The organism is Escherichia sp. MOD1-EC6162 (assembly GCF_002965125.1).
GTDB classification, from domain to species: domain Bacteria; phylum Pseudomonadota; class Gammaproteobacteria; order Enterobacterales; family Enterobacteriaceae; genus Escherichia; species Escherichia marmotae.
In genome coordinates this window covers 39,543-63,723 of record NZ_PTSB01000002.1, presented here as the reverse complement: position 1 = coordinate 63,723, position 24,181 = coordinate 39,543, and the positions used below count along the sequence as shown (strand labels likewise).

Annotated in this window: 28 protein-coding genes and 1 pseudogene; 14 read left to right on the top strand and 15 right to left on the bottom strand. The window is 48.6% G+C overall.

What is annotated here, in order from left to right:
- Positions 1-151 precede the first annotated feature (151 nt).
- Positions 152-1,096 (bottom strand): DUF1471 family protein YdgH, encoded by a 945-nt coding sequence (gene ydgH / locus A9587_RS02290; RefSeq protein WP_001516349.1) that lies wholly within the window; start codon positions 1,094-1,096, stop codon positions 152-154.
- Positions 1,097-1,618: 522 nt separating this feature from the next.
- On the opposite strand from ydgH, the gene pntA reads away from it, so the two are divergent.
- Entirely contained in the window at positions 1,619-3,151 is a 1,533-nt protein-coding gene (gene pntA / locus A9587_RS02285; protein WP_001516350.1) for a Re/Si-specific NAD(P)(+) transhydrogenase subunit alpha, read from the top strand.
- A gap of 10 nt (positions 3,152-3,161) precedes the next feature.
- Positions 3,162-4,550 (top strand): Re/Si-specific NAD(P)(+) transhydrogenase subunit beta, encoded by a 1,389-nt coding sequence (pntB, locus tag A9587_RS02280; protein WP_105263197.1) that lies wholly within the window; start codon positions 3,162-3,164, stop codon positions 4,548-4,550.
- Between the two features lie 24 nt (positions 4,551-4,574).
- On the opposite strand, the gene tqsA is transcribed toward pntB, so the two are convergent.
- Positions 4,575-5,609: an AI-2 transporter TqsA gene (tqsA, locus tag A9587_RS02275; RefSeq protein WP_001516351.1), complete on the bottom strand. Its 1,035-nt coding sequence runs from the start codon at positions 5,607-5,609 to the stop codon at positions 4,575-4,577.
- A 125-nt stretch (positions 5,610-5,734) separates the two neighbouring features.
- Between tqsA and A9587_RS25610 the strand changes: the two genes are divergently transcribed.
- The 3 genes from A9587_RS25610 to mdtI all read left to right on the top strand — a co-directional run bounded on the left by A9587_RS25610 (position 5,735) and on the right by mdtI (position 6,692).
- Complete coding sequence (locus A9587_RS25610; RefSeq protein ID WP_085947940.1) at positions 5,735-5,905, top strand: protein YdgV; 171 nt, start codon at positions 5,735-5,737, stop codon at positions 5,903-5,905.
- Positions 5,906-6,010: 105 nt separating this feature from the next.
- Complete coding sequence (gene mdtJ, locus A9587_RS02265) at positions 6,011-6,376, top strand: multidrug/spermidine efflux SMR transporter subunit MdtJ (RefSeq protein ID WP_000276139.1); 366 nt, start codon at positions 6,011-6,013, stop codon at positions 6,374-6,376.
- Positions 6,363-6,692, top strand: a complete 330-nt coding sequence (gene mdtI, locus A9587_RS02260) for a multidrug/spermidine efflux SMR transporter subunit MdtI (protein ID WP_000046672.1) — start codon at positions 6,363-6,365, stop codon at positions 6,690-6,692. The genes mdtJ and mdtI overlap by 14 nt, the downstream gene beginning before the upstream one ends.
- Before the next feature lie 38 nt (positions 6,693-6,730).
- On the opposite strand, the gene A9587_RS02255 is transcribed toward mdtI, so the two are convergent.
- From A9587_RS02255 to asr, 3 genes are all read right to left on the bottom strand, one after another.
- A complete protein-coding gene (locus tag A9587_RS02255) occupies positions 6,731-7,552 on the bottom strand; it encodes a trypsin-like serine peptidase (RefSeq protein ID WP_001260827.1) in 822 nt (273 codons plus the stop codon).
- A gap of 99 nt (positions 7,553-7,651) precedes the next feature.
- The gene (locus A9587_RS02250; RefSeq protein ID WP_000233090.1) at positions 7,652-7,735 is read right to left on the bottom strand and encodes a hypothetical protein; all 84 of its coding nucleotides are present in this window, start codon (positions 7,733-7,735) and stop codon (positions 7,652-7,654) included.
- A 92-nt stretch (positions 7,736-7,827) separates the two neighbouring features.
- A complete protein-coding gene (gene asr, locus A9587_RS02245) occupies positions 7,828-8,133 on the bottom strand; it encodes an acid resistance repetitive basic protein Asr (protein WP_000756318.1) in 306 nt (101 codons plus the stop codon).
- 254 nt (positions 8,134-8,387) lie between these two features.
- Between asr and A9587_RS25605 the strand changes: the two genes are divergently transcribed.
- Positions 8,388-8,507 carry a KPN_01571 family protein gene (locus A9587_RS25605; RefSeq protein WP_220131396.1) on the top strand — a complete coding sequence of 40 codons (120 nt, stop codon included), beginning with the start codon at positions 8,388-8,390 and terminating at the stop codon, positions 8,505-8,507.
- Between the two features lie 47 nt (positions 8,508-8,554).
- On the opposite strand, the gene A9587_RS02240 is transcribed toward A9587_RS25605, so the two are convergent.
- On the bottom strand, positions 8,555-9,808 hold the full coding sequence (locus tag A9587_RS02240; RefSeq protein ID WP_000091861.1) for an MFS transporter: 1,254 nt from the start codon (positions 9,806-9,808) through the stop codon (positions 8,555-8,557).
- Between the two features lie 106 nt (positions 9,809-9,914).
- Here A9587_RS02240 and A9587_RS02235 point away from each other — a divergent pair, with 106 nt between their 5' ends.
- From A9587_RS02235 to bioD, 3 genes are all read left to right on the top strand, one after another.
- Positions 9,915-10,805, top strand: coding sequence for a LysR family transcriptional regulator (locus A9587_RS02235; protein ID WP_001516353.1), 891 nt, complete (start codon positions 9,915-9,917; stop codon positions 10,803-10,805).
- A 137-nt stretch (positions 10,806-10,942) separates the two neighbouring features.
- The gene (gene mlc, locus A9587_RS02230; protein WP_105263196.1) at positions 10,943-12,163 is read left to right on the top strand and encodes a sugar metabolism global transcriptional regulator Mlc; all 1,221 of its coding nucleotides are present in this window, start codon (positions 10,943-10,945) and stop codon (positions 12,161-12,163) included.
- 125 nt (positions 12,164-12,288) lie between these two features.
- A complete protein-coding gene (gene bioD, locus A9587_RS02225) occupies positions 12,289-12,984 on the top strand; it encodes a dethiobiotin synthase (protein ID WP_000919218.1) in 696 nt (231 codons plus the stop codon).
- On the opposite strand, the gene clcB is transcribed toward bioD, so the two are convergent.
- From clcB to A9587_RS02205, 4 genes and pseudogenes are all read right to left on the bottom strand, one after another.
- On the bottom strand, positions 12,937-14,229 hold the full coding sequence (gene clcB, locus A9587_RS02220) for a voltage-gated ClC-type chloride channel ClcB (RefSeq protein ID WP_071985624.1): 1,293 nt from the start codon (positions 14,227-14,229) through the stop codon (positions 12,937-12,939). The genes bioD and clcB overlap by 48 nt on opposite strands.
- A gap of 157 nt (positions 14,230-14,386) precedes the next feature.
- Positions 14,387-15,001 carry a Tat proofreading chaperone DmsD gene (dmsD, locus tag A9587_RS02215; protein ID WP_000148720.1) on the bottom strand — a complete coding sequence of 205 codons (615 nt, stop codon included), beginning with the start codon at positions 14,999-15,001 and terminating at the stop codon, positions 14,387-14,389.
- A 42-nt stretch (positions 15,002-15,043) separates the two neighbouring features.
- Positions 15,044-15,127: pseudogene (locus A9587_RS24925) on the bottom strand (hypothetical protein); the annotation flags it as partial.
- A gap of 147 nt (positions 15,128-15,274) precedes the next feature.
- On the bottom strand, positions 15,275-15,583 hold the full coding sequence (locus tag A9587_RS02205; protein ID WP_000799836.1) for a DUF1161 domain-containing protein: 309 nt from the start codon (positions 15,581-15,583) through the stop codon (positions 15,275-15,277).
- A 106-nt stretch (positions 15,584-15,689) separates the two neighbouring features.
- On the opposite strand from A9587_RS02205, the gene A9587_RS02200 reads away from it, so the two are divergent.
- Positions 15,690-16,400: a YnfC family lipoprotein gene (locus A9587_RS02200; protein WP_085947941.1), complete on the top strand. Its 711-nt coding sequence runs from the start codon at positions 15,690-15,692 to the stop codon at positions 16,398-16,400.
- 2 nt (positions 16,401-16,402) lie between these two features.
- Here the strand turns inward: A9587_RS02200 and speG are convergent, their stop codons facing one another.
- Positions 16,403-16,963, bottom strand: coding sequence for a spermidine N1-acetyltransferase (gene speG / locus A9587_RS02195; RefSeq protein ID WP_000199502.1), 561 nt, complete (start codon positions 16,961-16,963; stop codon positions 16,403-16,405).
- Between the two features lie 34 nt (positions 16,964-16,997).
- Positions 16,998-17,339 (bottom strand): DUF1283 family protein, encoded by a 342-nt coding sequence (locus tag A9587_RS02190; RefSeq protein WP_001027860.1) that lies wholly within the window; start codon positions 17,337-17,339, stop codon positions 16,998-17,000.
- A 134-nt stretch (positions 17,340-17,473) separates the two neighbouring features.
- Here A9587_RS02190 and A9587_RS02185 point away from each other — a divergent pair, with 134 nt between their 5' ends.
- From A9587_RS02185 to A9587_RS02170, 4 genes are all read left to right on the top strand, one after another.
- On the top strand, positions 17,474-17,800 hold the full coding sequence (locus A9587_RS02185; RefSeq protein ID WP_001516354.1) for a YnfA family protein: 327 nt from the start codon (positions 17,474-17,476) through the stop codon (positions 17,798-17,800).
- Positions 17,801-18,015: 215 nt separating this feature from the next.
- Complete coding sequence (rspA, locus tag A9587_RS02180) at positions 18,016-19,230, top strand: starvation-sensing protein RspA (protein ID WP_000706280.1); 1,215 nt, start codon at positions 18,016-18,018, stop codon at positions 19,228-19,230.
- Between the two features lie 59 nt (positions 19,231-19,289).
- Positions 19,290-20,624, top strand: coding sequence for an MFS transporter (locus A9587_RS02175; RefSeq protein WP_000255059.1), 1,335 nt, complete (start codon positions 19,290-19,292; stop codon positions 20,622-20,624).
- 126 nt (positions 20,625-20,750) lie between these two features.
- On the top strand, positions 20,751-22,211 hold the full coding sequence (locus A9587_RS02170) for a mannitol dehydrogenase family protein (protein ID WP_105263195.1): 1,461 nt from the start codon (positions 20,751-20,753) through the stop codon (positions 22,209-22,211).
- A 35-nt stretch (positions 22,212-22,246) separates the two neighbouring features.
- Here the strand turns inward: A9587_RS02170 and ydfZ are convergent, their stop codons facing one another.
- The 3 genes from ydfZ to ydfG form a co-directional block, all read right to left on the bottom strand.
- Positions 22,247-22,450, bottom strand: a complete 204-nt coding sequence (ydfZ, locus tag A9587_RS02165; RefSeq protein ID WP_000214710.1) for a putative selenium delivery protein YdfZ — start codon at positions 22,448-22,450, stop codon at positions 22,247-22,249.
- A gap of 174 nt (positions 22,451-22,624) precedes the next feature.
- Positions 22,625-23,311: a GntR family transcriptional regulator gene (locus A9587_RS02160; protein WP_000215557.1), complete on the bottom strand. Its 687-nt coding sequence runs from the start codon at positions 23,309-23,311 to the stop codon at positions 22,625-22,627.
- Positions 23,312-23,399: 88 nt separating this feature from the next.
- Positions 23,400-24,146, bottom strand: a complete 747-nt coding sequence (ydfG, locus tag A9587_RS02155) for a bifunctional NADP-dependent 3-hydroxy acid dehydrogenase/3-hydroxypropionate dehydrogenase YdfG (protein ID WP_000636576.1) — start codon at positions 24,144-24,146, stop codon at positions 23,400-23,402.
- Positions 24,147-24,181: the final 35 nt, after the last annotated feature.

Below are 24,181 nucleotides of genomic sequence, written 5' to 3'. Positions count from 1 at the left end.
TAAATATTAGGGCAGGACGCATAAAAATGGTGTTTGCCACTGAAGCGCGGGATTTTACGAAGAGATGTGTCTGCATGCAATGGTCACGGGGAAATTTGTGACTAAAAATGCTAAAGGCGGCATAAAGCCGCCTCATTGGGATACTGAATAGTTATTTATACAGGTCTGCGCTGATGGTCAGATTATTACCACGTTCCTGCCACTGGCGGGTGATGTGGTAATACTTCGCACCTTTCTTCGCGGCACGTTTAGCAACCTGGTAGGAGACTTCGGTCATGTTACCGTAGTTACCTGAGAACTTAATGCTGTCGAACGGCACCATCATCGCTGCGGTTGCCTTGTTCAGTTCTTCGACTTTAGTGCCGTCAGGAAGCGTGACAGTGTAACGTCCGCCTTTTGAGGACTGAGTTTCGAAGAAACGACCAACTTCGGAACTTGGTGATGCGGTAGTGGCAACACCCGGGATTTCAACTTTCTTCGCGGCTTCGCCACCGGCAGCCAGGGCTGCACGTCCGGCTTCGGAGTCTGCCGGGATCACATCCGGGCTTTGGACTACACGTTTCTTAGCATCTTTTTTATAGATGAACGCTGTAATGCGTTGGTTACCGCCCTGGTTGGCATCGATTTGGCGAACGATGTAGAAAGAGTATGCGCCTTTTGCTTTCGCCGCTTTGGTGATGGCGTCATTCACTTCCGGTTGGCTACGGTAGAAGCCCTGGACGGTGACAGTGTCAAACGGCTCAATCAGAACGGCCTGGTCTTTTGGCAGTTCAACCACACCGTTAATCACGCGATTTTTTTCGGTTTCTGCTTTTTCAGCATCAGACTTATAGAGATCGGCAACCACTCGCCAGTTACCGCTGTTACCGAAATCTGACGTGTCGACAACATAAAAGGAGGCTGCACCTTCTTTATCAGCACGACGGGAAACGGCTTTCACCGCCTCGCCAATGGCATTGAAACGTCCGGTAACCACTACACGATCAAAAGGTTTAACCGCTGCCGCTTGCTCCGGTGTCAGTTCTGTTGCTGCGTTAACGGAGAATGCCGTAGCAGAAAGCAGTGCCGACGCCAGGAGGGTGTTCTTAAGCTTCATAAAAATAATCCTTCGCCTTGCGCAAACCAGGTACTGGTATTGTTATTAACGAGAAACGTGGCTGATTATTGCATTTAAACGGTGTAACTGTCTGCGTGATTTTTCATATCAGACTTCCTGATTTGATTTTAAACCTGATCGAATAATCATCTGTGATTAAAAAGTAACCGTGGCAACATACAACGGCTGAAACGGCTGAATTGTATAAGTTAATTTAATGTTAAGTGACAGTTTGCACCGGGGTGATCTCATGTTTTACCTGGCTATCGGAGACAATTATCGCCCTTTATCCGTTGTTCTATGGTGTTTATCTCACTATCAAGGCTGAATCGTTAATATTTTTCGAGTTAACGCCGAAATAGTGATTTTTGGCGCTAGATCGCAAGCATTATTTTCAGTACGTTATAGGGCGTTTGTTACTAATTTATTTTAACGGAGTAACATTTAGCTCGTATATGAGCGGCTTGTGTGGTTCCTGACACAGGCAAACCATCATCAATAAAACCGATGGAAGGGAATATCATGCGAATTGGAATACCAAGAGAACGGTTAACCAATGAAACCCGTGTTGCAGCAACGCCCAAAACAGTGGAGCAGTTGCTGAAACTGGGTTTTACCGTCGCGGTAGAGAGCGGCGCGGGTCAACTGGCAAGTTTTGACGATAAAGCGTTTGTGCAAGCGGGCGCTGAAATAGTAGAAGGGAATAACGTCTGGCAGTCAGATATCATTCTGAAGGTCAATGCGCCGTTAGATGATGAAATTGCGTTACTGAATCCAGGAACAACGCTGGTGAGTTTTATCTGGCCTGCGCTGAATCCGGAGCTAATGCAAAAGCTTGCGGAACGTAACGTCACCGTGATGGCGATGGACTCCGTACCGCGTATCTCACGCGCGCAATCACTGGACGCGTTAAGTTCGATGGCGAACATCGCCGGCTATCGCGCCATTGTTGAGGCGGCGCATGAGTTTGGGCGTTTCTTTACCGGGCAAATCACCGCGGCAGGTAAAGTGCCTCCGGCAAAAGTGATGGTGATTGGTGCGGGTGTTGCGGGTCTCGCGGCCATTGGTGCGGCAAATAGTCTCGGTGCGATTGTGCGTGCGTTTGATACCCGCCCGGAAGTGAAAGAACAAGTTCAAAGTATGGGCGCGGAATTCCTCGAACTGGATTTCAAAGAGGAAGCAGGCAGCGGCGATGGCTATGCCAAAGTGATGTCGGAAGCGTTCATCAAGGCAGAAATGGAACTCTTTGCTGCGCAGGCAAAAGAGGTCGATATCATTGTGACCACCGCGCTTATTCCAGGTAAACCGGCACCGAAACTGATTACCCGCGAAATGGTTGACTCCATGAAGTCGGGCAGTGTGATTGTCGATCTGGCCGCACAAAACGGCGGTAACTGTGAATACACCGTGCCGGGTGAAATCTTCACTACGGAAAATGGCGTCAAAGTGATTGGTTATACCGATCTTCCGGGGCGTCTGCCAACACAATCCTCACAGCTTTACGGCACCAACCTTGTCAATCTGCTGAAGCTGTTGTGCAAGGAGAAAGACGGCAACATTACTGTTGATTTTGATGATGTAGTGATTCGCGGCGTGACCGTGATTCGTGCTGGCGAAATTACCTGGCCGGCACCGCCGATTCAGGTTTCAGCCCAGCCACAGGCGACACAGAAAGCCGCACCGGAAGTCAAAGCAGAGGAAAAATGCACCTGTTCACCGTGGCGTAAATACGCCCTGATGGCGTTGGCAATCATCCTCTTCGGTTGGCTGGCAAATGTTGCACCAAAAGAGTTCCTCGGGCATTTCACCGTGTTCGCGCTGGCGTGCGTTGTGGGCTATTACGTGGTGTGGAATGTATCGCACGCGCTACATACGCCGCTGATGTCGGTCACCAACGCGATTTCAGGGATTATTGTTGTCGGAGCACTGTTGCAGATTGGCCAGGGCGGCTGGGTTAGCTTCCTTAGTTTTATCGCGGTGCTTATAGCCAGCATTAATATTTTCGGTGGCTTCACCGTGACTCAGCGTATGCTGAAAATGTTCCGCAAAAACTAAGGGGTAACATATGTCTGGAGGATTAGTTACAGCTGCATACATTGTTGCCGCGATCCTGTTTATCTTCAGCCTGGCCGGGCTTTCGAAACATGAAACCTCTCGCCAGGGTAACAACTTCGGTATCGCCGGGATGGCGATTGCGTTAATCGCTACTATTTTGGGGCCGGATACTGGCAATGTTGGTTGGATCTTGCTGGCGATGGTCATCGGTGGCGCAATTGGTATCCGCTTGGCGAAGAAGGTCGAAATGACTGAAATGCCGGAACTGGTGGCGATCCTGCATAGTTTTGTGGGGCTGGCGGCGGTGCTGGTTGGTTTTAATAGCTATCTGCATCACGATGCGGATATGGCTCCGATTCTGGCCAACATTCACCTGACGGAAGTATTCCTCGGTATCTTCATTGGTGCGGTGACCTTCACCGGCTCGGTCGTGGCATTCGGTAAGTTGTGCGGCAAAATTTCGTCTAAACCGCTGATGCTGCCAAACCGTCACAAAATGAATCTGGCTGCTCTGGTCGTTTCCTTCCTGCTGCTGATTGTGTTTGTCCGCACCGAAAGCGTTGGCCTGCAAGTTCTGGCATTGCTGATAATGACCGTCATTGCACTGGTCTTCGGCTGGCATTTAGTGGCTTCCATCGGTGGCGCAGATATGCCAGTGGTGGTGTCGATGCTGAACTCTTACTCTGGTTGGGCGGCAGCGGCCGCGGGCTTTATGCTCAGCAACGACTTGCTGATTGTGACCGGTGCGCTGGTCGGTTCTTCGGGGGCAATCCTTTCTTACATCATGTGTAAGGCGATGAACCGTTCCTTTATCAGCGTCATTGCGGGTGGTTTCGGCACCGATGGTTCCTCTACCGGCGACGATCAGGAAGTGGGTGAACATCGCGAAATTACGGCGGAAGAGACGGCGGAACTGCTGAAAAATTCGCATTCAGTGATCATCACCCCAGGTTACGGCATGGCAGTCGCGCAGGCGCAATATCCGGTGGCAGAAATCACCGAGAAACTGCGTGCCCGCGGTATCAACGTGCGTTTCGGTATTCACCCGGTTGCGGGGCGTTTGCCTGGGCATATGAACGTATTGCTGGCAGAAGCGAAAGTGCCGTATGACATCGTGCTGGAAATGGACGAGATCAACGATGACTTTGCTGATACCGATACCGTGCTGGTAATTGGTGCGAACGATACGGTTAACCCGGCGGCGCAGGACGATCCGAAAAGCCCAATTGCCGGTATGCCTGTGCTGGAAGTGTGGAAAGCGCAGAACGTGATTGTCTTTAAACGTTCGATGAACACCGGCTATGCTGGTGTGCAAAACCCGCTGTTTTTCAAGGAAAACACCCACATGCTGTTTGGTGACGCCAAAGCCAGCGTGGATGCGATTCTGAAAGCACTGTAACCTCAACGGCCTCTGCGGAGGCCGTTACTCTTTCTTGAGATCGCTTAACAGCACGGCGATGCTTTGACCTCCCGCTGTTTGTTCAAGCGCAATTTTGACAATAATCGTCAACGGCACCGAAAGCAGCATCCCCACCGGTCCTAACAACCATCCCCAAAAAATTAACGACAAAAAGACCACCAGTGTGGAAAGCCCCAATCCGCGTCCCATAATGCGTGGTTCCAGAATATTACCGAAGACCAGATTAATCAGCAGATATCCCGCCAGCACCAACAACGCTTCGTAGAAACCATTAAACACCAGTACCTGGGCGATAGGGGGAATAGCCGCAAGGACCGAACCAATATTAGGAATGTAATTAAGCGCAAAGGCCAGCAATCCCCAGACAAAAGCAAAGCGAACGTCCAGTGCTGCGAGCATCGCCCAGGCGACCAGTCCGGTGATGATGCTGATGGCCGTTTTCAGCACCAGGTAATGCGACACACTGTCAATCGCGCGCTGAATCGCCGCCATTCCTTCGACCGGACGTGCCATCATTTGCTGGAGTTTGCCGGGCAGTTGCGGAACTTCGAGCAGCATAAACAGCACCGTCAACAGCAATAAAAATATTGATGACATGGCGTTAGATAACTGCGTCAGTAAGTTGGTCAGCAACGTCATCGCCGCGTTCGGGTCAATGTAATGCGCCAGTTGGTCAACTGAGACATCAATACCCACGCGCTGTAATAAAGGCTCCAGAGCTTGCAGAGGCTTTATGATTGAGCTGCGATACTGTGGCAAAGTGCGGGTCAGTTCATTGAGTGTTGAACCGAGATAGGCCAGCATAAGCACCATCGCCATTACGATGATGGTCATTAAAATCGACACCGCCAGTACGCGCGGTACTCGCCAGCGAACCATGCGTTGTACCAGCGGGTTAAGAATGACTGCGATAAATAGGGCGAGGATAAAGGGGACGATGATATCGGCGGCAAACCGGATACCGCAGAGAATAATGACCAGCATTCCCAACATAATGACGATTTTTAGGCCATTGAGCGTGATGATCGGCTTTGCCATGTTTATCCCCGTTTTTTTCTTCGCGAATAATATTTTTTCTGCGGCATTATAACGAAAATCAAACTACTCAGGTAAAGATATGAAAATGTTTTGAGTTAATTCTTAAGCTATGATACAAATCAGGCGTGTACAACTACCGAGGACAATTATCATCCGCGATGACGAGAAGCAACACTGCGGATAATTGTAATATTATGGACAATTTGTTCAGGACGTTATTTTCTACATTTACCCATCTTCGTACCTCATCCAGCATCTTGCTCGCAGGCGAGCAACACTGGCGCAACGCGCTTTAGTCCTTTCTTCTGTCAAAGCTGGCGCTCTGCGCTGGACTGAATACTTTTCTTTGGTTTCGCTGAATTCAGCGAACATTAAAATAATTCTCTTGCAGGGGAAGGACGATGTATATTTATTGGGCTTTATTAGGTCTGGCTATTGCCACAGAAATTACCGGAACGCTGTCAATGAAATGGGCGAGCGTCAGTAACGGTAACGGTGGATTTATTTTAATGCTGGTGATGATTTCACTGTCATATATATTTCTTTCTTTCGCCGTGAAAAAAATAGCGCTTGGTGTGGCTTATGCTCTGTGGGAAGGCATCGGTATTTTATTTATTACGCTATTTAGCGTTCTGTTATTCGATGAAAGCTTATCGCTGCTAAAAATTGCCGGGTTAACAACCCTGGTTGTCGGGATTGTGTTGATTAAATCTGGTACACGCAAAGTACGTAAACCCTCGCTGGAGGTGAACCGTGGCGCAGTTTGAATGGGTTCATGCCGCCTGGTTGGCACTGGCAACTGTGCTGGAAATCATGGCTAACGTCTTTTTGAAATTTTCTGACGGCTTTCGCCGCAAAGTTTATGGCTTGCTCTCGCTGGCGGCGGTGCTTGCTGCCTTTAGCGCGCTTTCGCAGGCCGTTAAAGGGATCGACTTGTCTGTAGCCTATGCATTGTGGGGTGGGTTTGGTATTACCGCCACTTTAGCTGCGGGGTGGATCTTGTTTGGTCAACGTTTAAATCGCAAAGGCTGGGTTGGCCTGATCTTGCTATTGGCCGGAATGATCATGGTGAAACTCGCCTGATGACCACGCTGCCCGACAATGCGGGCAGCGTTTGAACATTATTGCCGGGTCAGTTCTTCTAACTTGTCGCGAAAACCGGTGACAGAAATGGCCCGGTTATCGGCGCGCCAGCGATCTTTCGCTGCAGGAGCTGAACTTTGCACACCAATTAACTGCCAGCCGTCATCAGTATGCAGCATCAGTGGCGAACCGCTGTCACCCGGCAGGGTATCGCACTGATGCGACATCACCGAGGTTTGCGCCCAGCCAGTCACTTCGCAATTTTGATGGCTGTATAAGGTATCAAGATGATCTTCGGGATACCCCGCCTGAGTCACTTTACGACCAGCCGCTTTTAATGCGGCGGTAAGCGCGGCTTTATCTCCCTCAAATAATGGCAACGGCGTAATGCCAGAAGGGGGATTGCGCAGCACAATCAAACCGAAATCCCACGGCGCGGCTGCGGGCGGGACAATCCAGCCATCACCATCAGCCTTTAACCGTTTCCCTAGCGTCGGATCAACACGACCTTCAATATCGTGGATCTCATAGCGCCATAGCCCTTTATTCGAAACAAAACGCAGCGCAATTGCTTTGTCTGGTTTACCTTTTGGTGGCGTTAATAAACAGTGGCCCGCAGTTAATGCGAGATTAGGGGCAATCAGCGTCGCCGTACATAAATTGCCGCTGGCCGTTTCCAGTTGCCCAACCGCATCCCACGGCGATTGGGTCGTGTTATTTACCGGTACACGATCATCATGACCAAAAAATAGGGTGCTGACCTCATCATGAGCCGATTTAGGATCGTCCGGTTTATCCGCAAACACAAATGCAGATGTCAGACTAATTGCACCCAGTACTACAGCAATGGTTGTACGCATATCACACTCTGGCGAGTAATTATGATTATTAAAAGCAAACCCTCGTAAATACTATAGACGGGACGGGATGAAAGTGGGAGTAAAATCAGATAACTACGCTCAGGAAAGATAAAAACGGGCGGCAATCAGCGCACATAAAATAAGGATGATAAGAATGAACTCAAAGCGATAACGGCCCACCATAGTACCCTCCGCTAAAGGCGGTGCTAAACGTTACCCGCTTAGCACCGTAATTTTCAGGCGCGAGGGGGCGCGCCACTATTGCTGTCGAAAACTTATGCGGCTGGCTGTGCTGCAGGTTTTGTCGGTTGTTGCTGGCTGTGTTTTTTGCTGTGCTTTTTGGCGGCCTGTGCTTTTTGCTCAGGTGCTTTCTGTTCAGTTTTTGCTTTTTTATGATGTTTTTTAGCCGCTTGCGCTTTCTGGGCGGGCGCTGCTTTATGCTGTTTTTTATGATGAATGGTTTTTGCAGGTGCTGCTTTGGTAGCAGCAGTCGGAGCAGGCGTGGTCGCAGTCTCTGCGGCAAAGGCAGCAGAAGAGAGACCCATAGCAGCGGCAACAACCAGAGCTAATACTTTTTTCATTGTCATACCCTCAATTTGGTTTTTTATGCAACCCCACTGCGGGGCCGATGTAATGACTATATCTCTGGAAATAGCAGGCTTCCGTGAGTGGTTGGTTTCGGCATGTAACGATATGTACAAAGCGAGTAGCGATGACGTGAGAAATAATAACGCATTGTGACTTAAGGAGATTTTCCCACCAATATCGGTAGTATTGATTGACTTAACTTTTTCATTACCTATAAATTGGTAGAATCACCGTGTATTAACAATAAATGACACACAGCAAAATGAATCCGTTTATTTGGGTGCTTATTATCCTGATGGCGTTAGATGCACTGCGAGAAATGGCCGGCACTTCGTCTATTTTGGGATGGTTATTAACGTTGAGTTGAGCAGACAATAAGCCCGGACAGGTTTTAACTCAGTCCGGGCTTATTTTTCAGGCGTGCAGGCGATGATGTAAACGTGTTCCGACCAGAATAGCGACCACCAACATCACGGCAATAAATGCACCGACGCCGTTCCAGCCATAGTTATGCCAGAAGACGCCACCTAATGTCCCTGCAATACTTGAACCCAGATAGTAACAAAATAGATACAGCGAGGAAGCCTGGCCTCTGGCGCGTTTAGCACGTGGGCCAATCCAGCTACTGGCGACAGAGTGAGCGGCAAAGAATCCTGTAGAGAAAAGCATCATACCGGCAAAAATCAACCACAGTGGGTTGAACAATGTCAGGAGAAGGCCAAAAAGCATGACACCTGTCGAAAATAACATCACCGGACCACGACCGAAGCGGGTAGTCATGGTGCCTGCTTTTGGCGAACTCCAGGTGCCAGTCAAATAGACTAGCGATAATAAGCCAACCACGGCCTGACTGACATGCCAGGGGGGAAGCATCAACCGATAACCAATGTAATTAAACAGAGTGACGAACGACCCCATCAGCAAAAAACCTTCGACGAATAATAAGGGTAATCCCTGATCACGGCAGTGCAGACGGAAGTTAATAAACAGCGTTTTTGGGCGCAACGAGGATGGGCGGAAATGGCGTGACTCCGGGAGGATTTTCCAGAACATTAACGCTGAGGTCAGAGCGAAACAGCCAATAACCGCCAGAGCAATTCGCCAGTTAAAGAAGTCAGTAAATACCCCGCTGATTAAGCGCCCACTCATACCGCCAATTGAGTTGCCGCTGATGTACAGCCCCATTGAAAATGCCACAAAACTGGGGTGGATCTCTTCGCTAAGGTAGGTCATGCCAACGGCAGCTACGCCGCTTAACGACAGACCAATCAAGGCGCGCATAATCAAAATACCGTGCCAGCTAGTCATCATCGTCGAAAGTAACGTGCAGATGGAGGCCAACAGTAGTGCCGTCACCATCACCGGCTTGCGACCTATGGCATCGGAAAGTGGGCCAGTAAATAGTAAACCAATGGCAAGCATGATCGTTGAAATTGACAGTGAAATACTACTGTTAGCAGGCGTTAAGCCAAATTCTTGCGAAAGCACCGGAAGAATAGGCTGCACACAATAAAGAAGCGCAAAGGTTGCCAGCCCGGCCGAGAATAGAGCCAGAGTGACACGCATAAATTGCGGCGTACCGCGTTTAATGAATTCGTTTGTCCGGGAAAGGTTTTTCTTGTCAGTGTCACTTGCCGGAGTGCCATCAACAGTTGTAGTACGACTCACTTGAAATCCTTGCTAAATATGCCCGTGATGTGGGATTAGGAATAGATTAGGAAAATCGAATTGTTATGTCTAATATATTAATAGTCTCAAATAAGATGTTTAAAATATGAATATTGAATTGCGCCACCTTCGTTACTTCATTGCTGTTGCGGAAGAGCTGCATTTTGGTCGCGCTGCTGCCCGACTGAATATTTCACAACCGCCGCTAAGCCAGCAGATTCAGATACTGGAGCAACAAATTGGCGCGCGACTGCTGGCACGAACCAATCGCAGCGTAATGCTGACGGCAGCAGGGAAGCAGTTCCTTGCTGATAGTCGGCAAATCCTGTCTATGGTGGATGACGCTGCCGCTCGCGCTGAACGCCTGCATCAGGGAGAGGCGGGAGAGTTACGCATTGGCTTTACCTCATCAGCGCCATTTATTCGCGCAGTATCTGATACCTTATCGCTGTTTCGTCGCGAATTTCCTGATGTTCATTTGCAGACACGCGAGATGAACACCCGCGAGCAAATAGCACCCCTTATCGAAGGGACGCTGGATATGGGGTTGCTACGAAATACTGTGTTGCCGGAGACGCTGGACCACGCGGTCATTGTGCATGAACCACTTATGGCGATGATCCCGCATGATCATCCTTTGGCCAATAAATCGAATGTAACGCTGGCAGAACTGGCAAAAGAACCCTTTGTTTTTTTTGATCCGCACGTAGGGACGGGGCTGTATGATGACATTCTCGGCCTGATGCGACGTTACAATCTCACCCCAGTCATCACCCAGGAAGTCGGCGAGGCGATGACTATCATCGGCCTGGTTTCCGCGGGTCTTGGCGTTTCGATTTTGCCCGCTTCTTTCAAACGAGTACAACTCAATGAAATGCGTTGGGTATCTATTGCGGAAGAGGATGCGGTTTCTGAGATGTGGCTGGTTTGGCCAAAACATCATGAACAAAGCCCGGCAGCACGTAACTTTCGTATTCAGCTACTGAATGCTCTCTGATGAGGAAAAATTCAGCAAAAAATCCCGAAAAATGTGCTGTCAATCACATGGCTAAGTAAAAATTTGACGTTACGCATTGAAGTGCTTCACCATAGCCTACAGATTATTTCGGAGCGCGAAAATATAGGGAGTATGAGGTGGTTGCTGAAAACCAGCCGGGGCACATTGATCAAATAAAGCAGACCAACGCAGGTGCTGTATATCGCCTGATTGATCAGCTTGGTCCCATTTCGCGTATCGACCTTTCTCGCATGGCGCAGCTCGCGCCAGCCAGTATTACCAAAATTGTCCGCGAAATGCTTGAAGCGCACCTGGTGCAAGAGCTGGAAATTAAAGAGGCTGGAAACCGTGGCCGTCCGGCGGTGGGGTTGGTAGTAGAAACGGAAGCCTGGCACTATCTTTCTTTGCGTATTAGTCGTGGCGAGATTTTTCTTGCACTGCGTGATTTAAGCAGCAAGTTGGTGGTGGAAGACTCGCTGGAGTTGGTGCTGCAGGATGAATTACCGCTGTTGGATCGCATCATTACTCATATTGATCAGTTTTTTATTCGCCATCAGAAAAAACTCGAGCGCCTGACTTCTATTGCCATTACCATGCCGGGAATTATTGATACGGAAAATGGTATTGTACATCGTATGCCGTTCTACGAGGACGTAAAAGAGATGCCGCTCGGTGAAGCGCTTGAGCAGCATACCGGTGTACCGGTTTATATTCAGCATGATATCAGCGCGTGGACGATGGCCGAGGCCTTGTTCGGCGCATCCCGCGGAGCGCGCGATGTGATTCAGGTGGTTATCGATCACAATGTGGGAGCGGGTGTGATTACCGATGGTCATCTGTTACACGCAGGAAGCAGTAGCCTTGTGGAGATAGGCCACACTCAGGTCGACCCCTATGGAAAACGCTGTTATTGCGGTAACCACGGCTGCCTGGAAACCATCGCCAGTGTTGACAGCATTCTTGAACTGGCGCAATTACGTTTGAATCAATCCATGAGTTCGATGTTACACGGACAGCCGTTAACCGTGGACTCATTGTGCCAGGCGGCACTGCGGGGCGATCTGCTGGCAAAAGATATTATTACCGGTGTGGGGGCGCATGTTGGGCGCATTCTTGCCATCATGGTGAATTTATTTAACCCACAAAAAATACTGATTGGTTCACCGTTAAGCAAAGCGGCAGAAATCCTGTTCCCTGTCATTTCTGACAGCATCCGTCAGCAGGCGCTTCCTGCCTACAGCCAGCACATTAGCGTCGAAAGCACTCAGTTTTCTAATCAGGGGACGATGGCGGGAGCCGCATTGGTAAAAGACGCTATGTATAACGGTTCTTTGTTGATTCGTCTGTTGCAGGGTTAACATTTTTTAACTGTTCTACCAAAATTTGCGCTATCTCAAATTGGGGCAGGAAAGCATAACTTAGACTTCCAAAGTTGAATTATTTTCCTGGCTTATATTTGTGAAGCATAACGGTGGAGTTAGTGATGCTGAAGCGTTTCTTTATAACAGGTACAGACACTTCTGTAGGGAAAACGGTGGTTTCCCGCGCATTGCTACAAGCGTTAGCCTCCCAGGGAAAAACGGTTGCGGGGTATAAACCCGTAGCGAAGGGGAGCAAAGAGACACCCGATGGGCTACGTAATAAAGATGCCCTGGTGTTGCAGAGTGTTTCATCTATTGAACTGCCTTATGAAGCAGTCAATCCCATTGCGTTAAGCGAAGAAGAAAGTAGTGTGGCGCACAGTTGCCCGATCAATTACACCCTCATTTCAAATGGTCTGGCTAACCTGACGAATAAAGTCGACCATGTGGTGGTCGAAGGCACTGGCGGCTGGCGTAGTCTGATGAATGACCTGCGTCCGCTCTCTGAATGGGTGGTTCAGGAGCAGCTACCGGTGTTGATGGTGGTGGGCATTCAGGAAGGCTGTATTAACCATGCGCTTCTGACCGCACAGGCGATTGCGAACGATGGTCTTCCGCTCATTGGCTGGGTGGCTAACCGTATCAACCCAGGGTTAGCACATTACGCTGAAATCATAGATGTATTGGGTAAAAAACTCCCGGCACCGCTCATTGGCGAACTGCCTTATTTGCCGCGCGCAGAACAGCGTGAACTGGGGCAATACATCCGCTTACCCATGCTGCGCAGTGTGTTGGCGGTAGATAGAGTCACGGTGTAACGTCCGCGACGTTACTGACGCAATCACACAAGCAATTAATAAACCGGGGAGTAGCTGATACTCCCCGGTCATTTCGCATATCATCAATGTCGACATAATTGGCGCATGCGTGGTTGCAGCCAGTAGTGTTGCCATCCCGGTTAGCCCGAGTAACAGCGTAATTTCTTCTCCGCCAGGAAGCCATAACCCCAGGCTACGACCATACAGCATACCAATAGCCAGTCCGATAAATAGTGTTGGCGTAAACACACCGCCTGGCGCGCCGGAACCACTGCTGGCCAGCACGGCAAAAAGTTTGCAAAGAAAGATCCCTGCAATGACCGTAAGCAATGGCGGGGCAGTTAAAAAGGATTGTACCGTACTATAGCCGTTGCCCCACACAGCCGGTGTGAGCAGGGAAAGCAGTCCCACGATCAAACCTCCCAATGCCAGTTGCCAGGGGGGCGCAAGTTTGAGATTAACAAAGCCCCGATGACTGGCGTTCATTAGCTTTAAAAACAGTGGACCGCACAGTCCCATCAGTACACCAGTACTAATAATCAGCGCATAGTCACGGGTCTTAACTATTACTGAGAGTTGCACGCTGTAGAGCAAAGCATCGCTATTATTAAGAAGATGGCTGACAAGCAGTGCCACTACGGCGGAAATTACCACCGGACCGAGAGAGGCCAGCATCATGGTGCCAAACAGCACTTCAGCAATAAACAAACTTCCGGCAAGCGGGGCGCGATAGGCCGCAGCCATCCCCGCAGCAGCGCCACAGGCAATCCACAATTTCCACTCTTCACGCGGTGTAAGACGTTGTGCAAACCAGGAGGCGGCAAGCGCTGCCAACAGGATCATCGCACCTTCACGTCCAATGGCACTGCCGCTCGTCACCACCAGCAAAGACGCGAAAGATTTGACCAGACTGGTGGCATAATCAAACTGCCCATCGGTTTGTAATGCCTCCATATAATCGGTAGGCGCGTGAGGGCGTTGTTGCGTGAATTTCTGCCATCCCATCAGCAATAGACCTGCTGCCAGTCCGCCAAGTGCCGGAGTTAGCAGGCGACGCCACGGCGAAAGGTTCATGGCAGCATTAACCAGACTTCCGGAATCATTGTTCAGGAACAACCACTCCAGCAACAGCATCGCATGATGAAACCCTGCGACGGCAAGAGCCGCGAGAATACCGATCACCGTCGCAATAAACAGACGGCGGAACATGGTGCGTAGATCCGGGTAGATGTGTAGATGATGCATGAGCAGAAATGGCAAATTAAACACAGGCATCTATTTTGCGGGAAAAGGGGTCTGGAGCAAAAGCTGTATGTGCTTTATGAGAAACTAATCGTGACGTTGTCACTTATTTTATCCGAAAGGCGTGCAGTTACCGCCTTTCGGTCATACTAACGATTATTCAACGAAACAGAGGCTTAACCGCGACAGGAATTAACAATTGTGACTGCCATTGTGCCAGTGTTAAACGGGCCAGCTCACCGAGTGAGCGATAAAAAGGGTGTTCTGCTTTTTCGATAAACACCTCAAGGAAACGTGTCGACCACGGTAAAAGGTGCCACGCCAGCAATTCTTCGCACTCGGTCTGGCGACCGTTCTCTGCCAGCCATGCTGCCATCAATAGCAGTGAACCAAAATGATCTTCCGGTTCGTTTTGTTTCATTTCAAACTGAATGCCTTTTTCGCGCATCCATTGACGGAGCGCCAATGTAGAATCGCCAAACAGCACCGATTCGCGATCCAGCCAGACAGATCCCCACGGCGGTGACGGTAGCGCATACGGGCCGACAAACAGCCGTTGCCAGGCCTGATTACGCGACTCTTCACACTCTTCCTTAAAAGTCGTTACCAGCGGTGCTAATGACGTTTGTGACAAGGGCCACTGGGTATCCCAGCCGTCGCCGGTTAACGCAGAAACCAGCGGAGAGGCTTCTGCACTCTCTGGAGCGTAATAAAACAGCGCGCCCAGCACGCGCGCCGCGACAGAAAAATTATCTTGTTGTGAAAAATGCGTCATTCTTATCATCCTGAAACGTGCGGGGTAACCCGCACTAATTTGTTAACCTGCGACGGCCATTCCGACGGTCATATGCAGGCCATAAAAGAGCGCACGTCCGATCATCTCGCCATCAGGTATGAGGATTCATTCCCGCACAAACCCGGCAAGGGTTATGGCGTGGATTAGTGAACACAGCCTGCATCTTAGACCAGTGCATAACAATACCACACGCGCCAGACCTGGACGTAGACCTGATAAGACGCGTAAGCGTCGTATCAGGCAGCCACAGGTTTATTGCTGCGGTTCGGCAGGGCCACTATCATGGGTTGGTTGAGAGTGGGCAGAAACATTACCGCTGGTGGTGCGGGTATAGAGAATTTTATGCGTGTCGTTGGCACAATGCCCGACGACCTGTGAATCAGGCTGATCAACCTGATCATTCGGCACAATACTTAAAGTGAAGCTGCTTTCCGGGACGCCGTTATTGATAATGCGCTGTGAAATATCGCTTTTTATACGCTCACAAGAATCCGACGCGGCGAGCACTGTGGATGAGGCCAGGGCGAGCAGAAGTGCGGCACTACAGGCGACGTTTTTCATCATTGGCTCCTTACATGAATATTACTACCTAAGCATAGCATTTCACGTGTAAATTACTGTATTTGCTACTATGATTGAGAATCATCTTTACTGTCAGGTGACTGATGTGAATGCCAAATTACTGCCATGTTTGCTCGCGATAACGCTTACAGGATGTGACCGCACAGAAGTAACGCTCTCTTTTACGCCAGAGATGGCCAGTTTCTCTAATGAATTCGATTTTGATCCGCTGCGTGGTCCGGTTAAGGATTTCACTCAGACATTAATAAATGAGCAAGGGGAAGTAACGAAGCGCGTTTCAGGTACTTTATCGGAAGAAGGCTGTTTTGATTCTCTCGAATTGCTGGATCTGGAGAATAATACTGTAGTTGCCCTGGTGTTAGACGCAAATTATTACCGTGATGCACAGACGCTGGAGAAGCGAGTACGTTTACAGGGGAAATGTCAGTTAGCGGAATTACCTTCCGCAGGGGTGAGTTGGGAAACCGATGATAATGGCTTCGTGGTTAAAGCCAGCAGTAAACAGATGAAGATGGAGTATCGGTATGATGGCCAGGGGTATCCGCTGGGTAAAACGACAATAAGCAACGACAAAACGTTATCTGTCACCGCGACACCGTCAAAGGATCCGATCAAAAAACTCGATTATACGGCCATTACTTTGCTGAATAATCAACAGGTTGGTAATATCAGGCAGACCTGTGAATATGACAGCCACGCCAATCCGGTGGACTGCCAATTAATCATTGTGGATGAGGGGGAAAAACCCGCTGTCGAACGGGTTTACACCATCAAAAATACCATTGATTATTATTAATGCTATTGCGCGGTCGGTTTCAGTAGAGTCTGCCCCTGCGTTTTATGTTCCGCCAGATACTGATGCTGGAATATGCACATGCGAATGGCATTGCGATATTGACCGTTAATAAAGAATTCATGCATCAGTTCACCTTCGACCGTAAAACCGAGCTTACGGTAAATATGAATCGCTTTTTCATTCTCTTTATCGACGATCAGATAAAGTTTATAGAGATTAAGAACAGTGAAGCCATAATCCATCGCTAATGTCGCGGCGCGGGTTGCCAGACCTTTACCCTGGTATTCCGGGGAGATGATTATCTGAAATTCAGCGCGGCGATGGACGTGGTTAATTTCCACCAGCTCTACCAGACCGGCTTTTTCGCCATCACATTCCACGACGAAACGGCGTTCACTCTGATCGTGAATATGTTTATCGTACAGATCAGAGAGTTCAACGAAGGCTTCGTAGGGTTCCTCAAACCAGTAACGCATTACGCTGGCGTTATTGTCGAGTTGATGCACATAGCGTAAATCTTCACGCTCCAGCGGACGTAGCTTAACACTGTGGGCGCTTGTCATAACGTGTCCTTACATTCCTTATATCAATAACAGGTTAGGGGATGATTACGCGGCCAGTACGACGGTCCAGACAGCGTAAAGTATTCGGCTCCCAGTAGGCATTAATGTTGGCACTCTGCTCACATTTATCGCGGTTATCGAATGCGGCGTCAGCTTTATCCCATTCTTTCTCGGTGCGTTTGTTGACTTTCTGACGCAGATTACGCGTGTCATTCCATTGCTCTTTTTCCATCGCCGCCTGCTGGCGACTCTGTGCGCTGTCGCCAGATTCAATCACCAGTTTGTTAGTTTCTGCATGAGTAGTTGCGCTAAATGCCAGTGCGCAAGGCAGCAGAAAAGCGAGCAGGCTGAGTTTTTTGCAGAGAGTGATATTCATGATTCATTCCTTGTATGAATGATTAAGGGCGATTTTACACGATCCACTGTGAACACGAAACGTAACAGAAGGATGTATATGTTGATGATATTATGTCGCCCTATAAATATACATGATGTCAATAAGTGACAAAGATGATTAAAACAACGTTACTGTTTTTTGTTACTGCCCTGTGTGAAATCATGGGTTGCTTTTTACCCTGGTTATGGCTGAAACGAAATGCCAGCGTCTGGCTGTTGGTTCCGGCGGGGATTTCCCTGGCGCTGTTTGTCTGGCTGTTAACGTTACATCCCGCAGCAAGTGGGCGAGTTTATGCGGCTTATGGTGGCGTTTATGTCTGTACGGCGTTGATTTGGCTGCGTGTGGTGGATGGGGTGAAGCTCAGTCTCTACGACTGGACAGGCGCGATAATTGCGCTTTGCGGTATGTTGATTATTGTTGCTGGCTGGGGACGTGCCTGATTTTTCTGGTCTATAAGATATTTTATTATCAATGACATACGCGTTTTCAGGGCACTGAAAAACAATAAGTTTTGACTATTTTTAGAACTATTCATGGCGCAAATATGCGCTTTTTTTTGTGATCGTTCTGGCTTTTTTTGATCTTCATACTTGTATGGTAGTAGCTCAGTTGCGTAGATTTCATGCATCACGATAAGCGATGCAAGGAATAGAACATGAAGATTGTAGGGGCTGAAGTTTTTGTTACCTGTCCGGGGCGTAATTTCGTCACCTTAAAAATCACCACCGAGGACGGTATTACCGGTCTTGGTGATGCCACTCTCAACGGACGCGAGCTTTCCGTTGCGTCCTATTTGCAGGATCACCTGTGTCCGCAACTTATAGGCCGCGATGCCCACCGTATCGAAGATATCTGGCAGTTTTTCTATAAAGGTGCTTACTGGCGTCGCGGCCCGGTGACTATGTCGGCCATTTCAGCCGTTGATATGGCGCTATGGGACATTAAAGCCAAAGCTGCCAACATGCCGCTTTACCAGTTACTCGGCGGCGCGTCTCGCGAAGGGGTGATGGTCTATTGCCATACCACCGGTCACAGTATTGATGAGGCACTGGATGATTATGCCCGTCATCAGGAACTGGGATTCAAGGCCATCCGCGTGCAGTGCGGTATTCCTGGCATGAAAACGACTTACGGTATGTCCAAAGGAAAAGGGCAGGCCTATGAACCTGCGACCAAAGGGCAGTGGCCAGAAGAGCAGTTGTGGTCAACGGAAAAATATCTCGACTTCATGCCAAAACTGTTCGACGCGGTACGTAACAAGTTTGGTTTTGATGAACATTTGCTGCATGACATGCATCATCGCTTAACGCCTATTGAAGCGGCGCGCTTTGGTAAAAGCATTGAAGATTTTCGCATGTTCTGGATGGAAGATCCGACCCCCGCAGAAAACCAGGAGTGTTTCCGTCTGATTCGCCAACATACCGTCACGCCAATTGCGGTGGGTGAAGTCTTCAATAGCATTTGGGACTGCAAACAGCTCATTGAAGAGCAACTTATCGACTATATCCGTACCACGCTGACCCATGCAGGCGGCATTACCGGTATGCGTCGGATTGCGGATTTTGCTTCGCTTTATCAGGTGCGCACAGGCTCACACGGCCCTTCCGATTTGTCACCAGTCTGCATGGCTGCGGCTTTGCACTTTGACCTGTGGGTGCCGAATTTTGGCGTACAAGAATACATGGGCTACTCAGAACAAATGCTCGAAGTGTTCCCGCACAACTGGAGCTTCGATAACGGCTATATGCATCCGGGTGACAAGCCAGGTATTGGCATCGAGTTCGATGAAAAGCTGGCGGCGAAATATCCCTACGAACCTGCTTATCTGCCAGTCGCACGTCTGGAAGATGGCACGTTATGGAACTGGTAAGGTAAAAAACTTGCGACATGGATGTTGATTATTCCTCAATCCTACAAAGGTATATTTTTATGGTTAGTTCCGTCGATATAAAAAATGAAATCAAAAATACACCTGTCGTTCGACGTGTTGCGTCGGCTTCAGCGATTGGTACTGCTGCTGAATACTACGATTTTTTTGCTTATGGCACAGCGGCAGTATTATTTTTCGGTCATTTATTTTTCCCCAGTGATGATCCTTTAATTAGTACACTGGCCGCGTTTGCCACATATGCTGTTGGCTTTCTTGCTCGACCTCTGGGAGGGATTGTATTTGGGCATATAGGTGATAAAGTCGGAAGAAAAAAAGCATTGGTTATTACGATCTTAATTGTTGGATTGGGCACTTTTTGCATTGGGTTACTACCAACCTATGAAGAGATCGGTATATGGGCTCCGGCATTATTAATATTTATACGAGTCTTACAAGGTTTTGGGGTTGGAGGCGAACAGGCTGGTGCTGTATTGATGACTGCTGAATATGCTGAGCCCAAACGACGTGGTTTTTTTGCCAGTTGGGTTCAGATTGGTGCTCCAGTAGGCTTTTTACTTCCGATGGCATTATTCGCAATACTCAATGCGACGTTAACTCCAGAAGCGATGATGGACTATGGTTGGCGTATTCCATTTTTATTGAGCCTGTTACTTGTAATCGTAGGATTATTTATTCGTTTAAAAATTGATGAGTCTCCTGTATTTGCTCAAATTAGGGAAACAAAAGCAGAGGAGTCTCGCCCTCTAATTGAAGTTATACGTGATTATCCTGGCATTGTAGCAAAAGGCGTTTGCGCAAAACTGATTGAAGCCTGTACATTCGCGATGTTTACTGTAATTGTATTGGCTTACGGGAAAGCTAACAATCTGGATGCTAATATTTTAATGGAGACGATGATTGTCGCCGTCATTATAGAAGTGTTCGCAATTCCTTTAATGGGGGCGCTTTGTGACAAGATTGGTCGTAAACCTGTTTATATTATGGGCGCTTTATTACAAGTTATCATGATTATTCCTTTTTTCCTGGCTATCAATCAAGATAACTTCTGGCTAACACAGTTGGTAATGATAATTGTCATTAGTTTTGGTCATAGCATGTGTTATGCACCGCAGGCATCTTTTTTCCCTGAGTTATTCCCAACCCATATTCGGTGCAGTGGTATTGCTCTAATTTGGCAATTAGGCTCATTAATAGGTAGCGGAGTATTGGGGTTGGTTGCAGTAAAAATCCTTCAGGTTACCGGTGGTCATTATTATGGCATGGCTATTTATGTGATTGTTCTTGGTGTTATTTCTATTGGTGGTTTGATTCTGATGCCAGAAACTGCGCCACGAAAATTAAAATCAGAATATCAGGAGTGGGCAAAGCATTAATATAAATTATTCAAGGTGACAAGTGTCACCTTGATTTTTATGAGGCATGTAAGCGTTTTATTGTTAAATGTGTAAAGCAGAATTACATATAGTCAAGAATATTATTGACAATTAGGATATGGGATCATGGGAAATAATTTGTTATCAGCGAAGGCTACGCTTCCTGTCTATGAGCGTAATAATTTGATACCTCGAATTGTTCATTTAGGTTTTGGCGCATTTCATCGCGCGCATCAAGGCGTGTATGCCGATATTCTTGCCGCTGAACATTGCAGTGACTGGGGATATTATGAGGTCAACTTAATCGGCGGGGAACAGCAAATCGTCGATCTAAAGCAGCAAGATAATCTCTATACCGTTGCGGAGATGTCCGCAGATGCCTGGACTGCTCGTGTCATTGGCGTAGTGAAAAAAGCGCTGCATGTGCAAATCGACGGTTTGGAAGCGGTACTGGCTGCCATGTGTGAACCGCAAATTGCTATTGTCTCCCTGACAATTACGGAGAAAGGTTATTTCCACTCACCGGCGAGCGGCCAGTTAATGTTGGATCACCCAATGATCGTCGCTGATCTGAACAATCCTCACCAGCCCAAAACGGCACCAGGGGTTATCGTCGAGGCGTTGGCACGACGTAAAGCGGCAGGGTTACAGGCATTTACGGTGATGTCGTGCGATAACATGCCTGAGAATGGTCATGTTATGCGTGACGTTGTCACTTCTTATGCGCGTGCTGTCGACGAAAAACTGGCGCAATGGATTGTAGAAAACGTGACTTTCCCATCGACAATGGTGGATCGCATTGTACCCGCGGTCACGGCAGAAACACTGGATAAAATCGAACAACTCGCCGGTGTGCGTGATCCGGCAGGTGTTGCCTGTGAACCTTTCCGCCAGTGGGTGATTGAAGATAACTTTGTTGCCGGACGCCCGGAATGGGAAAAAGCGGGAGCCGAACTGGTTAGTGATGTACTGCCATATGAAGAGATGAAACTGCGTATGCTCAACGGCAGCCATTCCTTCCTGGCTTATCTGGGATATCTGACGGGTTATCAGCATATTAATGATTGTATGGAAGATGATAATTATCGCCGTGTAGCGCTTACATTAATGTTGCAGGAACAGGCACCGACGCTGAAAGTGCAGGGGGTGGATCTGCAAGATTATGCTAACCGATTGATTGAGCGCTACAGTAACCCTGCTTTACGCCATCGGACCTGGCAGATTGCGATGGATGGTAGTCAGAAACTGCCACAACGTATGCTGGATTCTGTGCGCTGGCATTTGGCGCATGGCAGTTCATTTAATCTCCTGGCGCTTGGTGTCGCGGGTTGGATGCGTTATGTCGGCGGTGTAGATGAGCTGGGTAATCCAATTGAGATCAGCGACCCGTTATTGTCTGTGATCCAGCAGACCGTACAAAATAGTGAGGAAGGGAAAGAACGCGTGCGGGCATTGATAGCGATTGAGGCGATCTTTGGTAACGATTTGCCGAACAATGCTTTATTCACAGATAAAGTAACAGAGGCGTATTTGTCTTTATTGACTGAAGGCGCGAAAGCAACCGTGGCAAAATATACCGTGGCGTAAAAACAGCAATGCCGCCATCGGCGGCATTCACACGCTTAGTTCATGCCGAGACGAATCAGGTCCAGAGGCGCGAGTTTTTCATCACAACCTTCAACAACCACGGTTTTTCCGCGGCGGATTTGCTCTGCGGTCAGACCTTCAGTATCAATCGACAGGATCTTGCCAGTGTGACCGGTGCCGCTAACCATAACACGGCTGCCAGTGGTGATTGCGTTACGGTTACGATCGTAGGTCGTCATAGGTGTTTTCTCCTTTCTGATTTACAGTCGAAGCCCACGTAACGGGCGCAATATAAATACTCCTGTCGAGTGAATATTTTTTTGTTTATGATCAAGTTCACATCTTTTTTGATGCTTGCATGAACCAGAAGAAGGGAATGGAGTCTCATCCCGGGTGGGATGAGAGGACATGAATTACTCTTCGCTAAACCAGTCGCTGTTTTCCTGGCGGATTTGCTGCACGGATTCACTTATTTCCTGCAAATGCAGTGTCATTGCTTTTTCTACCGCAGTGACATCATGCTTTTGTAGCGCAGTAAAAATATCCATGTGTTGGCGTAGCAACATATCTGGTGGCGAGACGTGGTCAAAACTCATATAGCGTACCCGGTCAATGGTCGCTTTCAGGTTTTCAATGGTGTCCCACGCGAGCTGACAGTCGGCAATCTGCGTCAGGATTTGGTGGAAGTTATCATCAAGTTCAAAAAAATCATCCAGTTGTTTGCGTTCAATGGCTATACGTTGCTGGTGGAGATTTTGCTCAAGCAGGTAGCACTGGCTATCGGTAATCATGGTCGCCGCTCTGCGGACTACGGCGCACTCAATGGCCTGACGGATAAAACTACCGTTGCGTACCTGAGTCATGGAGATTTTATTGACGTAGCTGCCACGTTGCGGGCGAATTTGAATCAGGCCATTTTCCGCCAGCTTAATGAAGGCTTCACGAACTGGCTGGCGCGACACATTGAAACGAACAGAAACTTCTTTTTCCGATAACGGCGTACCCGGTGCAATCAGACAATGCACAATGTCGCGACGGAGAATACGATAAATCTGTTGATTGACTGGTTGCGTGGGATTGAGTTGTGTTTCGACGGTCATTCGTTCTTGCTTTTGAGTGGGTTAACTGAGCAAGTCTACCACTTTTTTGTGACAAACAATAACCCGGCGGTTAGGCCGGGTATAAAAATTAATGGCGATGGATATTCAGTCCGGCATAGCTCTGGGTAACTGGCATCATTTCCAGAGTATTGATGTTAACGTGAGCCGGGAGAGTCGCCACCCACCAGACGGCTTCACAGACATCTTCTGGCGTCAGCGCAACGGTGTTTTGATAGGTTTTTTCCGCTTTACCGTCATCGCCTTTAAAGCGGACATTGGAAAATTCAGTACCGCCGACCAGACCTGGCTCGATGTCAGTGACACGAACCGCAGTGCCATGCAGGTCAGTACGCAGATTCAGGCTGAATTGACGAACGAATGCTTTTGTTGCGCCATAAACGTTGCCACCAGCATATGGCCAGCTACCTGCCGTTGAACCAATGTTAATAATATGACCTCGATTACGCTCAACCATGCCAGGCAGCACGGCACGCGTCATATACACCAGGCCTTTATTGTTGGTATCAATCATTGTTTCCCAGTCTTCGACACTGGCTTTATGTGCAGGTTCCATACCCAGCGCCAGCCCGGCGTTATTCACCAGAATATCAATGTCACGCCAATCGGCAGGAAGCGATTCCATCATCTCTTCAATAGCGGCGCGATTACGAACATCGAGCTGGGCGATATAAAGGTTATCGCCCAGCTCGTCTTTTAACTCCTGCAACCGCTCCTGGCGTCGACCCGTAGCGATAACTTTATGGCCTTGTTGAATAAAACGACGAGTAATGCATTCACCAAAACCTGCCGTTGCTCCAGTTACTAAAACGATCATCTCACTGTTCCTCAACGCTTTTGTGTGTCCCTTAA

Coding starts and splice junctions, on each gene's coding strand:
- ydgH (WP_001516349.1), bottom strand. CDS start 1,096: ATGAAGCTTAAGAACACCCTCCTGGCGTCGGCACTGCTTTCTGCTACG.
- pntA (WP_001516350.1), top strand. CDS start 1,619: ATGCGAATTGGAATACCAAGAGAACGGTTAACCAATGAAACCCGTGTT.
- pntB (WP_105263197.1), top strand. CDS start 3,162: ATGTCTGGAGGATTAGTTACAGCTGCATACATTGTTGCCGCGATCCTG.
- tqsA (WP_001516351.1), bottom strand. CDS start 5,609: ATGGCAAAGCCGATCATCACGCTCAATGGCCTAAAAATCGTCATTATG.
- mdtJ (WP_000276139.1), top strand. CDS start 6,011: ATGTATATTTATTGGGCTTTATTAGGTCTGGCTATTGCCACAGAAATT.
- A9587_RS02255 (WP_001260827.1), bottom strand. CDS start 7,552: ATGCGTACAACCATTGCTGTAGTACTGGGTGCAATTAGTCTGACATCT.
- A9587_RS02250 (WP_000233090.1), bottom strand. CDS start 7,735: ATGGTGGGCCGTTATCGCTTTGAGTTCATTCTTATCATCCTTATTTTA.
- asr (WP_000756318.1), bottom strand. CDS start 8,133: ATGAAAAAAGTATTAGCTCTGGTTGTTGCCGCTGCTATGGGTCTCTCT.
- A9587_RS25605 (WP_220131396.1), top strand. CDS start 8,388: ATGACACACAGCAAAATGAATCCGTTTATTTGGGTGCTTATTATCCTG.
- A9587_RS02235 (WP_001516353.1), top strand. CDS start 9,915: ATGAATATTGAATTGCGCCACCTTCGTTACTTCATTGCTGTTGCGGAA.
- bioD (WP_000919218.1), top strand. CDS start 12,289: ATGCTGAAGCGTTTCTTTATAACAGGTACAGACACTTCTGTAGGGAAA.
- clcB (WP_071985624.1), bottom strand. CDS start 14,229: ATGCATCATCTACACATCTACCCGGATCTACGCACCATGTTCCGCCGT.
- dmsD (WP_000148720.1), bottom strand. CDS start 15,001: ATGACGCATTTTTCACAACAAGATAATTTTTCTGTCGCGGCGCGCGTG.
- A9587_RS02205 (WP_000799836.1), bottom strand. CDS start 15,583: ATGAAAAACGTCGCCTGTAGTGCCGCACTTCTGCTCGCCCTGGCCTCA.
- speG (WP_000199502.1), bottom strand. CDS start 16,963: ATGACAAGCGCCCACAGTGTTAAGCTACGTCCGCTGGAGCGTGAAGAT.
- A9587_RS02190 (WP_001027860.1), bottom strand. CDS start 17,339: ATGAATATCACTCTCTGCAAAAAACTCAGCCTGCTCGCTTTTCTGCTG.
- A9587_RS02185 (WP_001516354.1), top strand. CDS start 17,474: ATGATTAAAACAACGTTACTGTTTTTTGTTACTGCCCTGTGTGAAATC.
- rspA (WP_000706280.1), top strand. CDS start 18,016: ATGAAGATTGTAGGGGCTGAAGTTTTTGTTACCTGTCCGGGGCGTAAT.
- A9587_RS02175 (WP_000255059.1), top strand. CDS start 19,290: ATGGTTAGTTCCGTCGATATAAAAAATGAAATCAAAAATACACCTGTC.
- A9587_RS02170 (WP_105263195.1), top strand. CDS start 20,751: ATGGGAAATAATTTGTTATCAGCGAAGGCTACGCTTCCTGTCTATGAG.
- ydfZ (WP_000214710.1), bottom strand. CDS start 22,450: ATGACGACCTACGATCGTAACCGTAACGCAATCACCACTGGCAGCCGT.
- A9587_RS02160 (WP_000215557.1), bottom strand. CDS start 23,311: ATGACCGTCGAAACACAACTCAATCCCACGCAACCAGTCAATCAACAG.
- ydfG (WP_000636576.1), bottom strand. CDS start 24,146: ATGATCGTTTTAGTAACTGGAGCAACGGCAGGTTTTGGTGAATGCATT.